The organism is Streptomyces lydicus, assembly GCF_001729485.1.
GTDB classification, from domain to species: Bacteria; Actinomycetota; Actinomycetes; order Streptomycetales; family Streptomycetaceae; genus Streptomyces; species Streptomyces lydicus_D.
Window position 1 is genome coordinate 2,547,699 of the sequence record NZ_CP017157.1, and the last position, 11,278, is coordinate 2,558,976.

Below are 11,278 nucleotides of genomic sequence, written 5' to 3' on the forward strand. Positions count from 1 at the left end.
GACAGGTGAGGGCGATGGCCGGCACGAAGGACGGCAACGGCAACGGCGGCGCGAAGCCGGTGGCCCAGCGGCTGCTGGCCACCGCCACCAGACTCTTCGCGGAGCAGGGCTACGACCGCACCTCCGTCCAGGAGATCGTCGATGCCGCGGGGGTCACCAAGGGCGCCCTCTACCACTACTTCGGCTCCAAGGACGATCTGCTGCACGAGGTCTACGGACGGGTCCTGCGCCTCCAGCAGGAGCGCCTGGACCACTTCGCGGACTCCGACGCGCCCGTGGAGCAGCGGCTGCGGGACGCCGCCGCCGACGTCGTCGTCACCACCATCGACAACCTCGACGACACCAAGATCTTCTTCCGCTCGATGCACCACCTCGGCCCGGAGAAGGACAAGCAGGTGCGCGCCGAGCGGCGGCGCTACCACGAGCGTTTCCGGGCGCTGATCGAGGAGGGCCAGCGCACCGGCGTGTTCGCCGACGACGTGCCCGCCGACCTCGTCGTGGACTACCACTTCGGCTCGGTGCACCACCTCGGCACGTGGTACCGCGAGGACGGCCCGCTCAGCCCCCAGCAGGTCGCCGACCACCTGGCCGACCTGCTGCTGCGGGCCCTGCGCCCGTAACGCCGCCGTCCTCCAGGCGCACGAGCCCCGCGACCGCCGGCCGGCCGCGGGGCTCGCCGCTGTTCGGCTACCGGTACTGCTTCAGCTCACGCCGCGCCAGCGACCGCTGGTGCACCTCGTCCGGGCCGTCGGCCAGCCGCAGGGTGCGCGCGCCCGCCCACAGCTCCGCCAGCGGGAAGTCCTGGCTCACCCCGCCCGCGCCGTGCAGCTGCACCGCCTTGTCGAGGATGTCCACGACCGTGCGCGGGGTGGCGATCTTGATGGCCTGGATCTCGGTGTGCGCGCCCTTGTTGCCGACGGTGTCCATCAGCCAGGCCGTCTTCAGCACCAGCAGCCGCAGCTGCTCCACCGCCACCCGGGCGTCCGCGATCCACCCCTGCACCACGCCCTGCCCGGCCAGCGGCTTGCCGAACGCGGTGCGGTCCACCGCCCGGCGGCACATCAGCTCGATCGCCCGCTCGGCCATGCCGATCAGCCGCATGCAGTGGTGGATCCGGCCGGGGCCGAGCCGGGCCTGGGCGATGCCGAAGCCGCCGCCCTCCTCGCCGATCAGATTGCTCGCCGGCACCCGCACGTCGTGGAAGACCACCTCGGCGTGGCCGCCGTGCCAGTGGTCCTCGTAGCCGTAGACCTGCATGGCCCGCCGCACCTCCAGGCCGGGGGTGTCGCGCGGCACCAGGATCATCGACTGCTGGCGGCGGATGTCCGCGCCGTCCGGGTCGGTCTTGCCCATCACGATGAAGATCCGGCACTGCGGGTTCATCGCCCCGGAGATGTACCACTTGCGGCCGTTGATGACGTACTCGTCGCCGTCCCGCGTGAGGCGCGTCTCGATGTTGGTGGCGTCCGACGAGGCCACCTCCGGCTCGGTCATCGCGAACGCCGACCGGATCTCACCGGCCAGCAGCGGCGCCAGCCACTGCTTCTGCTGCGCCTCGTCGCCGAACTGCGCCAGCACCTCCATGTTGCCGGTGTCCGGCGCCGCGCAGTTCAGCGCGGTGGGCGCCAACTGCGGGCTGCGGCCGGTGATCTCGGCCAGCGGCGCGTACTGGAGGTTGGTCAGGCCGGCACCGTGCTCCGGGTCCGGGAGGAAGAGGTTCCACAGCCCCTGCTTGCGGGCCGCGGCCTTCAGCTCCTCGACGATCGCCGGGGTGTCCCAGGGCGAGGCGAGGGCGGCCCGCTGCTCACGGGCGGTCTCCTCGGCCGGGTACACGTGCTCGTCCATGAAGGTCAGGAGCCGCTCGCGGAGCTCCTGCGTACGGGCGTCGAATGCGAAGTCCATGAGCCTCAGCCTTCCTTGAGGGTGGTCAGTCCGTGGTCGATGAAGACGGGGACGAGTTCGCCGATCCGGTCGAACCCGGCGCCGACGGTCTGGCCGAGCGTGAAGCGGTAGTGGATGCCCTCCAGGATCACGGCGAGCTTGAACCAGGCGAAGGCGGTGTACCAGGCGATCGACGAGGTGTCGCGGCCCGAGCGGGCGGCGTAGCGCTCGATCAGCTCGCCGGGGGACGGGTGGCCGGGGGCACCACTGGTGGTGCTGACCGGGGACTCGGGCAGGCCCAGGTCGGAGCTGTACATCACCAGCAGCCCGAGGTCGGTCAGCGGGTCGCCGAGCGTGGACATCTCCCAGTCCAGTACGGCCTCGATGGTGTCGTCCGCGCCGACCAGGACGTTGTCCAGGCGGTAGTCGCCGTGCACGACGGTGGGCGCGGGGGAGGCGGGCAGCGCCCGGCCCAGCGTCTCGTGCAGCTCGTCGATGCCCGCCAGTTCGCGGTTCTTCGACGCGGCCAGCTGCTTGCCCCAGCGCCGCAGCTGGCGCTCCAGGAAGCCGTCCGGGCGGCCGAAGTCGCCGAGCCCGACCGCCTCGGGGTCCACGGCGTGCAGCTCCACCAGTGTGTCGACCAGGGAGAGGACCACGGCGCGGGTGCGCTCCGGGCCGAGCGTGGCCAGCTGCCCGGCCGTGCGGTACGGGGTGCCCTCGACCAGCTCCATCACGTAGAAGGGCGCGCCGGTCACCGACTCGTCCTCGCACAGCAGCAGCGCCTCGGGCACCGGCACCGGGGTGCGGTGCAGCGCGCTGATCACCCGGTGCTCGCGCCGCATGTCGTGCGCGGTGGCCAGTACGTGGCCGAGCGGCGGACGGCGGACGACCCAGGAGCCGGTGCCGTCGGTGACCCGGTAGGTGAGGTTGGAGCGCCCGCCCTCGATCAGCTGCGCGCGCAGCGGGCCGCCGGCCAGCCCCGGCCGCTCGCGGTCCAGGTGCGCACGCAATCGGATCAGGTCGAGGCCGGGGGGATCCTCCCGGTCCGGCGCCTGAGGGGGAGGGGTGCCCTTGCTCATCGTGCTCCTCCGTACGGGGGTGGACGGTCCGTCGTGGTCGGTCGCTGCCCCGATCATGCCGACTAGTCGGTATGGAGTCCAGTGCCGGTGCGTGGGGTCTCGGTCACGCGGCTGCCCGGACGGCGGTTTTCCGCCGCGTTCCCGCGCGGGGTACCGTCCGGCGCGCGCCGGACGGTACCCCGCGGACACGTCCTACGCGTGGCAGGCCATCGGCACCCCGCCGTTCATCGCCGTCATGTCGGCGAAGCCCACCAGCGGGTCGAGCGGCGCGCCCGGCTCCCCGCCGTCCAGCTCCACGTACGCCCGGTGCAGGTTCGCCACCAGCCGCTCGCTCTCGGCCAGCTCCGCGAACGGGCCGAGATCCGCCTCCCTGGCCACCTCCAGCGGCGTCCGGCCGGCCGCCCGGCCGTCCTGCGCCAGCCGGCCGACGAACTCCAGATAGCGCTCGACGCCGTCGTACACCTCCGGGCCGGCCACCGGTCCGTGCCCCGGGACGACGGTCGTCGCGTCCAGCGAACGCAGCAGCCGCAGCGCCCGCAGCGACCCCGACAGCGACCCCATGAAGACGAACGGCGTCCCGCCGTGGAAGACCAGGTCACCGGTGAACACCACGCGCTGCTCGGGCAGCCACACCACGGTGTCCCCGGTCGTGTGGGCCACACCCGGGTGGATCAGCCGCACCTCGATGTCCCCGACGTGCAGCGTCAGTTCGCGGTCGTAGGTGACGGTCGGCGGGGTCAGCCGGATGTCGCCGTACGCCACCTCGGGCCACACCGCGTGCAGCTGGTGCCCGGCGTCCAGCACCTCGCGCCGGCAGGCGGTGTGCCCGACGACCGTGGCCTCCGGCGCGAAGACGCCGTTGCCGTAGGTGTGGTCGCCGTGGTGGTGGGTGTTGACCACCGTACGGGGTACGGGCGCGCCGCTCTCCGCGATCCGGCGGCGCAGCAGCCGCGCCCGGCGCTCGGTGGCGGCGGTGTCCACCACGAGGGTGGCGTCGCCGTCGGTGACGAAACCGGCGTTGTTCAGGCACCAGCCGCCGTCCGGCTGGATGAACGCGTGGACACCGGCGGCGAGTTCGGTCAGATACGGCTCGTCCACGGCCGGTGCGGTCGGGTCGCCCATGCGGTGTGGTCCCCTTCGGTGATGGCGCGTCACGGCCCGCCGAGGGGCCGGTCCTTGGTCGTTGCCCCTCGTCACGGGGGTCGCGTCACGGTACCGCCGCCGGGCGCCGCGGCCGGCGCCGGGCCCGCCACCGGGCGTCCGGTACGCGCCGCGCTCAGTGCCCCGGGCGTGCCACGATCAGCGCGCCGCACAGCGTCAGCGCGAGCGTGCAGCCGACCAGCAGCAGCGCGGTGCGCGGCGGCAGGCCCGGCGGGCGGCCGCCGGCCATGGCCCGCATCCGGCGGTGCGCCAACGCCAGGAACGCCAGCCACAGCGCCCCCGTCAGCACCGCCAGCGCCACCTCCCAGGGGCCCGCCGGCCCGCTCCGCAGCAGCTGCCGGCCGGCCAGCGCCGCCACCACCGTCGCGGACAGCGTGGTACGCCGCCAGGCCAGCCTGGTCCGCTCCGGCTGCAGACCCGGGTCCCGGTCGGACGCCGGACGGGGTCCTCCCGCGGTCGGTCGCGCGCCGCCCGCCATCGGTCAGCCGGTCCAGCCCAGCAGCACCAGCACCACCACGGCCACCGCCAGCACCCCGACGGCCAGCGCCAGCGCCGTGGGGAAGCGGGACACCGGCAGGTCCTCGCCGCGCCGCATCGCCCGTTCGCAGCGCACCCAGTGGTTGACCGCCCGCAGCGCGCACAGCGCCCCGCCCACCAGCAGCACGAGCGTGAAGGCCAGCCGCACCCCCGGGTGCAGCCGGGGCAGGAACTGGTCCACCGCGAACCCGCCGCCGACCAGCGCCAGCCCGGTGCGCAGCCAGGCCAGGAAGGTGCGCTCGTTGGCGAGCGAGAAGCGGTAGTCGGGGGTGGCGCCCTCCTCGCGGATCCGCGCGGGCGAGAACCACAGCCGTACGGCCGCGACGGCCGACCGCAGTCCGTCGGTGAGGATCATGGCCGAAACCCTATCCGCCGGCCCCGTGCCGGGCCCGCCCGCCTCAGAACTCGCCCGCCTCCCGCCGGGCCAGCAGCTCCCGGTAGGCGGCCGTCCCGTCCGGTGTCCACGGCCACTCGTCCAGCCGCCGGATCAGCTCCTCCTCGGGCAGGAACGCGTGCCAGTCGATCTCCGCCTCCTGCGGGGCCACCGGCAGCGTGCAGCGCACCTGGTACACCGCGGACCACCAGGTGTGCTCGGCCGTCTCGTAGAGGAACTTGAACAGCGGCTCGGGCTGCGCCAGCCCCTGCACGCCCAGCTCCTCCTCGGCCTCGCGCAGCGCCGCCCGGTCGTAGCTCTCGCCGGCGCCGACCACCCCGCCGACGAACATGTCGTAGTGCGAGGGGAAGACCAGCTTGTTGGGGGTGCGGCGGTGCACGAAGATCCGGTCCTCGGCGTCCCGGACGAGGATGAACGCGCAGCGGGTGCGCATCCTGCGGGCGTAGGTCTCGCCGCGCGGGGCCTGCCCGACGACCTGATCGTTCTCGTCGACGACGTCGAGGATCTCGTCCGCGTTGAGCGGTTGCTGATCGGTCATGGGGACATGCAACCACCGGCGGCCCCGGTGGCACCCGCCGGGTCCGGCGCACACCGGCCCGCCGCATACGCCCGGACGGCGGAGCGCGCGCGGGGCCGAACGGGGGGCCCGGCACGAGCGGGAAGCACCCACCGGGGCCGGCCCGGGTCAGTGCGGCTGGAGCTCCCGTACGTCCTCGGTCCGGCCGGCCCCCGGCGGCATCGCCGGGTGGGTGCCGATCAGCACGATGCCCGCGACCACGGCCACGATCCCGGCCACCTCCCACGCCAGCGCTCCGGCCGTCACCTGCAGCCGGTCGCCGAGGAAGCCCACCCCGCACAGGATTCCGGCCAGCGGCTGGGCCGCGGTCAGCGCGGGCAGCGACAGCCGCAGCGGCGCCGACTCGAAGGCGCTCTGCACCAGCACCAGCGCCAGCACCCCGAGCACGACGATGGCGTACGGCTGCCAGCTGGTCAGCAGCGCCGACCAGCTGCCCGCGGCGAAGTGCTCACCGCTGATCCGGGTCAGCGCGTCCTGCAGCCCGTAGATCAGACCGGCCGCCACGCCCAGCAGCGCGGCCTCCAGGCTCACGTGCACCCGCTCGCGCTTGGCGACGGCCGCCAGGGTCAGGGCGCTGCCCAGCACCAGCCCCATGATCAGCCACTGCCACAGGTGGTCGGCGCTGCGGGAGCCGCCCTGGGGGCGGCCGGCCACGATGAAGGCCGTGACCCCGCCGGCCAGGAGCCACAGCCCGCCCCACCCGGTGCGGCCGAGCCGCTGCCGGGTCAGCCGCCGGGACAGCGCCATCGCGAACAGCAGATTGGTGGCCAGCAGTGGCTCCACCAGAGTGATGTCGCCCATGCCCAGCGCCACCGCGCCGAGCGCCATGCCCACCACCATCAGTCCGATGCCGGCCACCCACTGCGGCATCCGCACCAGGTCGAGCAGCAGCCGCAGGGACAGGTAGTCCTTCATCGGGGCCTGCTGGGCGGCGGCCTGCTGGAGGACGAAGCCGAGTCCCAGACAGCAGGCGGCGCCAAGGGCGAGCAGTATCACCGTCACGTCGCACACCTCGTATCGCGCGTGGGCGGGGGATGCGGCAGAGGATAGCCATCCGGGCGGGGATGTGGGGTGGCCGCGGTCACTGCCATTCTCCCGCGCGCCCCCGCGTACTGCGCGGTAATCAAACGGTTGACGCGGCAGGCTGGCGCGCTGAGGATCGTTCACCACGGCGGCCGGCGCGCGCCGCCGGGCCCCGGTGAGGAGAAGCGGAAGATGGCGTACGACGCTGATGTGATCGTGATCGGAGCGGGGCTCGCGGGCCTGGCGGCCACCGCCGAGCTGGTGGACGCCGGACGCAAGGTGATCCTGCTCGACCAGGAGCCCGAGCAGTCCCTCGGCGGGCAGGCGCACTGGTCCTTCGGCGGCCTCTTCCTGGTCGACTCGCCCGAGCAGCGCCGGCTGCGGATCCGCGACAGCCACGCGCTGGCCTGGCAGGACTGGCTGGGCACGGCCGGCTTCGACCGCCCCGAGGACCGCTGGCCGCGCAGCTGGGCCGAGGCGTACGTCGACTTCGCGGCCGGGGAGAAGCGCTCCTGGCTGCACCGGCAGGGCGTCCGGTTCTTCCCGGTCGTCGGCTGGGCCGAGCGCGGCGGCTACGGGGCGACCGGGCACGGCAACTCCGTGCCGCGCTTCCACATCACCTGGGGCACCGGCCCCGGCCTGGTCGCACCGTTCGAGCGCCGGGTACGGGCCGGCGCCGCCCGCGGCCTGGTGGACCTGCGCTTCCGTCACCGGGTCACCGGGCTCTCCCGCAGCGCGGGCAGCGTGGACACCGTCAGCGGCGAAATCCTGCAGCCCTCGGACGCCGAGCGCGGCAGGCCCAGCAGCCGCGAGGTGACCGGCGCGTTCGAGCTGCGCGCGCAGGCCGTGATCGTCACCTCGGGCGGTATCGGCGGCAACCACGACCTGGTGCGCGCCAACTGGCCCGAGCGGCTCGGCACGCCCCCCGAGCGGATGCTGTCGGGCGTGCCGGCGCACGTCGACGGCAAGATGCTGGGCATCGCCGAGGCCGCCGGCGGCCGGATCGTCAACCGCGACCGGATGTGGCACTACACCGAGGGCATCGACAACTGGAACCCCATATGGCCGATGCACGGCATCCGCATCCTGTCGGGGCCCTCCCCGCTGTGGCTGGACGCCCGCGGCAAGCGGCTGCCGGTGCCGCTCTTCCCCGGCTTCGACACCCTCGGCACCCTCGAACACATCATGCGGACCGGCCACGACCACACCTGGTTCGTGCTCACCCAAAAGATCATCGAGAAGGAGTTCACGCTCTCCGGATCCGAGCAGAACCCCGACCTGACCGGCAAGAGCGTCCGCGACGTGCTCGGCCGGGCCAGGGCCGGCGCCCCCGGGCCGGTGCAGGCGTTCATGGACCACGGCGCGGACTTCGTCGTCGAGCGCTCGCTGCCCGCACTCGTACGGCGGATGAACGAACTGACCGGGAAGCCCCTGATCGACGAGGCCGCGCTGCGCGACGAGATCGTCGCCCGGGACCGTGAGATCGCCAATCCCTTCACCAAGGACCTCCAGGTGACCGCCGTGCGCGGGACCCGCAAGTACCTCGGCGACCGGCTGATCCGCACCGCGGCCCCGCACCGGCTGCTCGACCCGAAGGCCGGCCCGCTGATCGCCGTACGGCTCCACATCCTCACCCGCAAGACCCTCGGCGGCCTGGAGACCGACCTCGGCTCCCGGGTGCTGACCGAGGGCGGCGCGCCGCTGCCGGGCGTCTACGCCGCGGGCGAGGCGGCCGGATTCGGCGGCGGCGGGGTGCACGGCTACCGCTCGCTGGAGGGCACCTTCCTCGGCGGCTGCCTCTTCTCCGGGCGCACCGCGGGCCGGGCGGCGGCACGCGCGGTGGACTGAGGACGGGGCGCCGGGCCGCCGCCGGGCCTGCCCGCGGCGCGGCCCGGCGGCGGGCCGGCGGACCCGCCGCGGGTCTCGCCGGAGCGCGGCCCAATTCCGCGGAGCGGAAAGGAGGTTGGCGGATCCGGCCATTCCTCTTCCCGCCTTGACGCGGAGCTCTGCGGAGCGCTTTGCTGTCCGCGATGACTGGTGCGGAACCAGTCCGTCACCCTCTGCACAGGCGCCCGCAGACCGGCCGCACCCCGAGGACGACGGTGCGGCGCACGGCCGCCGCGGCGCGCCATGGAGCCCCCTGACCCGTGATGTCGATATCCCCTTCGCCACCCCCACCGCCGCCACCGGCCCTCCGGCGCGCCCGCCGTCCGGGGGCCCCGGCCCTCGCGCCGGCCCTGGACGACACCGAACTGGCCGTCGCCGCCGACGCGCTGGCACTCGGCCAGTGGGCCCGGGTGCGCACCCTGCTCGCCGAGACCGGCGCGGACTGGGACCGGCGCGGCCACCGGTTAACCGTCCTGGCCGGCTGCCCCGGCAGCGCCGCCTGGGCCGGCGACTGGCAGCTCGCCGAACCGGACAGCGGCGACGCCGCCACCCTGCTGGCCCTCGCCACCGTCCGCCGTGCCCTGCGCGGCCGCACCACCACCGGCGACGCCGCCGCGGCCTGCGCCACCGCAGCCCGGATGCTGCCCGACGACCCCACCCCCTGGCTCGGCGCGCTGCTCCTCGCCCGCCGCGCCGGCACCCCCGACGAACGCGCCTACGCCTTCCACCAGATCCGCGCCCGCCACCCCGACCACCACCACGCCCACCACCTGATGACCGCCGCCCTCGCCGAGGACCGGCCGGACGGCACCTGCGGCCCGCACCACCCCGCCCACGGCTTCGCCGCCCGGGCCGCCGCCCGCGCCCCCGCCGACTCGCCGCTCGCCCTGCTCCCCGTCGTCGCGCACGCCGAGCGCTACCGCGTACGGGCCCGCGCCGGGCTGGAGCCCCCCGACCCCGCGGACTCCGGCCACTGGTCCACCCGGCACGCCCACGCCGTCCTGCGGGCCGCCTTCGACTGGTGGCTGGAATGGGAGGGCGAGGGCCACCCCCGCGGCAAGCTCGATGTCAACTTCCTCGCCCACGCCACGTTCCACCAGGGGCGGCTGGCCGAGGCCGCCACCCTCTTCCGGCGCATCGGCCCGCACGCCACCCGCGCGCCGTGGTCGTACGGGGGCCGCGACGCGGAGGGCGCGTTCCGGGCCGCCCGCGAGGCCGCCCTGGGCCCGGACCACGACCGGGACGACGGCCCGGACGACGACCGGGGCGCGCCCGGCTGATGACGAAAGTCTGACGCCGGGGCCCGGACGCTGGCCCCCGGCCCCGCGCGGTGTTCGAATCGAAGGGTGACCAAGGAAGCGAATCCGGCCGGCACGCCGGACCACGGCGCCGACGGCAGCGGCACGCCCGTCGGCCGCCGGGTGGTGCTCGGCATGCTCGCCGCGGGCGCCGCCGGCGTCGCCGCGGCCCCGTTGCTCCAGCGAGCCTGGGACGACACCCTCGGCGCCGCCGCACAGCAGGACCCCACCGGCCTGTCCGGGCTGCTCCCGGGCGGCGGCGGCTTCCGCTACTACTCGGTGACCGGCCCCGTACCGGACAAGGACGAGCACACCTACCGCCTCACCGTCGACGGCCTGGTGCGCCACCGGGCCGCGTACCGCCTCGCCGACCTGCGCGCGCTGCCGCAGACCCGGGTCGTGCGCGACGTCCAGTGCGTCACCGGCTGGCGGGTCCCGCACACCCCCTTCGAGGGCGTACGGCTCTCGCACCTCCTCGACGCCGCCGGCGTCCGCCCCGAGGCCAGGGCCGTCCGCTTCACCTGCTTCGACGGCGCCTACAGCGAATCCCTCACCCTCGAACAGGCCCGCCGCCACGACGTGCTGGTCGCGCTGCGCATGCAGGACGCGCCGCTCGCCCACGCCCACGGCGGGCCGGTGCGGCTCTACGTCGCGCCCATGTACTTCTACAAGTCGGCGAAGTGGCTCTCCGGCATCACCGTCACCGACCACGTCCTGCCCGGATACTGGGAGAACCTCGGATATGACGTCGACGCCTGGGTCGGCCGGTCGAACGGACGCGACGATGCCCCGACCACCTGAGCCCCCGGCCGGCCGGCCCCGGGTGCCGCGCTTCACCCCCGCCGAACACCGGGTGCACCGCGCCACCGCCGCCCTGATGGCTGTCTGCGTGCTCACCGCGGCCTGCCTGTACCTGCCCTTCCTCGCCGAACTCGTCGGCCGCCGCGCCCTGGTGGTCACCGTCCACGAGTGGTCCGGCATCCTGCTGCCCGTCCCGCTGCTGCTCGGCCTCGCCTCCCGCGCGCTCCGCACCGACCTGCGCCGCCTCAACCGCTTCGGCCCGCACGACCGCCGCTGGCTGCGCGCCGCGCTGCGCCGCCGCGGGGACCGCCCGGCCGGGAAGTTCAACGCCGGCCAGAAGCTCTACGCCGCGTGGATCGCCGGCGCGGTCCTGGTGATGGCGGCCACCGGACTGCTGATGTGGTTCACCCACCTCGCGCCCCTGGTGTGGCGTACCGGCGCCACCTTCGTCCACGACTGGCTCGCCCTCGCCGTCGTCGTGGTGATCGCCGGCCACGTCTGGAAGGCGTACGCCGACCCGGAGTCCCGCCGCGGGATGCGCACCGGCTCGGTGGACGCCGGGTGGGCCGCCCGCGAGCACCCGCTGTGGGAGCACGAGGACAAGGCCCGGTAACCGCGGGGGACTTGCGGGGGAGGCCGC

Annotated in this window: 12 protein-coding genes; 5 read left to right on the forward strand and 7 right to left on the reverse strand. The window is 74.6% G+C overall.

The annotated features are described in order from the left end of the window. The first annotated feature begins 14 nt into the window (after window positions 1-14). Window positions 15-620, forward strand: coding sequence for a TetR/AcrR family transcriptional regulator (locus tag SL103_RS10945; RefSeq protein WP_069568672.1), 606 nt, complete (start codon window positions 15-17; stop codon window positions 618-620). A gap of 67 nt (window positions 621-687) precedes the next feature. On the opposite strand, the gene SL103_RS10950 is transcribed toward SL103_RS10945, so the two are convergent. The 7 genes from SL103_RS10950 to SL103_RS10980 all read right to left on the reverse strand — a co-directional run bounded on the left by SL103_RS10950 (window position 688) and on the right by SL103_RS10980 (window position 6,631). Beyond that, a complete protein-coding gene (locus tag SL103_RS10950; protein ID WP_069568673.1) occupies window positions 688-1,902 on the reverse strand; it encodes an acyl-CoA dehydrogenase family protein in 1,215 nt (404 codons plus the stop codon). Between the two features lie 5 nt (window positions 1,903-1,907). Continuing rightward, window positions 1,908-2,960, reverse strand: coding sequence for a phosphotransferase family protein (locus SL103_RS10955; RefSeq protein ID WP_069568674.1), 1,053 nt, complete (start codon window positions 2,958-2,960; stop codon window positions 1,908-1,910). A 192-nt stretch (window positions 2,961-3,152) separates the two neighbouring features. After that, window positions 3,153-4,082, reverse strand: a complete 930-nt coding sequence (locus SL103_RS10960) for an MBL fold metallo-hydrolase (protein WP_069568675.1) — start codon at window positions 4,080-4,082, stop codon at window positions 3,153-3,155. Between the two features lie 154 nt (window positions 4,083-4,236). After that, entirely contained in the window at window positions 4,237-4,599 is a 363-nt protein-coding gene (locus SL103_RS10965; protein WP_069568676.1) for a DUF202 domain-containing protein, read from the reverse strand. 3 nt (window positions 4,600-4,602) lie between these two features. Further along, window positions 4,603-5,013 (reverse strand): YidH family protein, encoded by a 411-nt coding sequence (locus SL103_RS10970; protein WP_069568677.1) that lies wholly within the window; start codon window positions 5,011-5,013, stop codon window positions 4,603-4,605. Window positions 5,014-5,056: 43 nt separating this feature from the next. After that, window positions 5,057-5,590 carry an NUDIX hydrolase gene (locus SL103_RS10975; protein WP_069568678.1) on the reverse strand — a complete coding sequence of 178 codons (534 nt, stop codon included), beginning with the start codon at window positions 5,588-5,590 and terminating at the stop codon, window positions 5,057-5,059. Between the two features lie 147 nt (window positions 5,591-5,737). Then, window positions 5,738-6,631, reverse strand: coding sequence for a DMT family transporter (locus tag SL103_RS10980; RefSeq protein ID WP_069568679.1), 894 nt, complete (start codon window positions 6,629-6,631; stop codon window positions 5,738-5,740). Window positions 6,632-6,844: 213 nt separating this feature from the next. Here SL103_RS10980 and SL103_RS10985 point away from each other — a divergent pair, with 213 nt between their 5' ends. From SL103_RS10985 to SL103_RS11000, 4 genes are all read left to right on the forward strand, one after another. Continuing rightward, window positions 6,845-8,500, forward strand: a complete 1,656-nt coding sequence (locus SL103_RS10985; protein WP_069568680.1) for an FAD-binding dehydrogenase — start codon at window positions 6,845-6,847, stop codon at window positions 8,498-8,500. Between the two features lie 302 nt (window positions 8,501-8,802). Further along, complete coding sequence (locus SL103_RS10990) at window positions 8,803-9,819, forward strand: hypothetical protein (RefSeq protein WP_069568681.1); 1,017 nt, start codon at window positions 8,803-8,805, stop codon at window positions 9,817-9,819. Window positions 9,820-9,885: 66 nt separating this feature from the next. Further along, window positions 9,886-10,638 (forward strand): molybdopterin-dependent oxidoreductase, encoded by a 753-nt coding sequence (locus SL103_RS10995; RefSeq protein ID WP_069568682.1) that lies wholly within the window; start codon window positions 9,886-9,888, stop codon window positions 10,636-10,638. Further along, window positions 10,622-11,251 (forward strand): cytochrome b/b6 domain-containing protein, encoded by a 630-nt coding sequence (locus SL103_RS11000; protein ID WP_244303885.1) that lies wholly within the window; start codon window positions 10,622-10,624, stop codon window positions 11,249-11,251. Before SL103_RS10995 ends, SL103_RS11000 begins: the two co-directional genes overlap by 17 nt. Window positions 11,252-11,278 lie beyond the last annotated feature (27 nt).

Bases quoted from the DNA above. Each gene is read 5' to 3' on its own strand.
- SL103_RS10950 (WP_069568673.1), bottom strand. From the start codon at position 1,902: ATGGACTTCGCATTCGACGCCCGTACGCAGGAGCTCCGCGAGCGGCTC.
- SL103_RS11000 (WP_244303885.1), top strand. From the start codon at position 10,622: ATGCCCCGACCACCTGAGCCCCCGGCCGGCCGGCCCCGGGTGCCGCGC.
- SL103_RS10965 (WP_069568676.1), bottom strand. From the start codon at position 4,599: ATGGCGGGCGGCGCGCGACCGACCGCGGGAGGACCCCGTCCGGCGTCC.
- SL103_RS10990 (WP_069568681.1), top strand. From the start codon at position 8,803: ATGTCGATATCCCCTTCGCCACCCCCACCGCCGCCACCGGCCCTCCGG.
- SL103_RS10955 (WP_069568674.1), bottom strand. From the start codon at position 2,960: ATGAGCAAGGGCACCCCTCCCCCTCAGGCGCCGGACCGGGAGGATCCC.
- SL103_RS10985 (WP_069568680.1), top strand. From the start codon at position 6,845: ATGGCGTACGACGCTGATGTGATCGTGATCGGAGCGGGGCTCGCGGGC.
- SL103_RS10970 (WP_069568677.1), bottom strand. From the start codon at position 5,013: ATGATCCTCACCGACGGACTGCGGTCGGCCGTCGCGGCCGTACGGCTG.
- SL103_RS10975 (WP_069568678.1), bottom strand. From the start codon at position 5,590: ATGACCGATCAGCAACCGCTCAACGCGGACGAGATCCTCGACGTCGTC.
- SL103_RS10960 (WP_069568675.1), bottom strand. From the start codon at position 4,082: ATGGGCGACCCGACCGCACCGGCCGTGGACGAGCCGTATCTGACCGAA.
- SL103_RS10945 (WP_069568672.1), top strand. From the start codon at position 15: ATGGCCGGCACGAAGGACGGCAACGGCAACGGCGGCGCGAAGCCGGTG.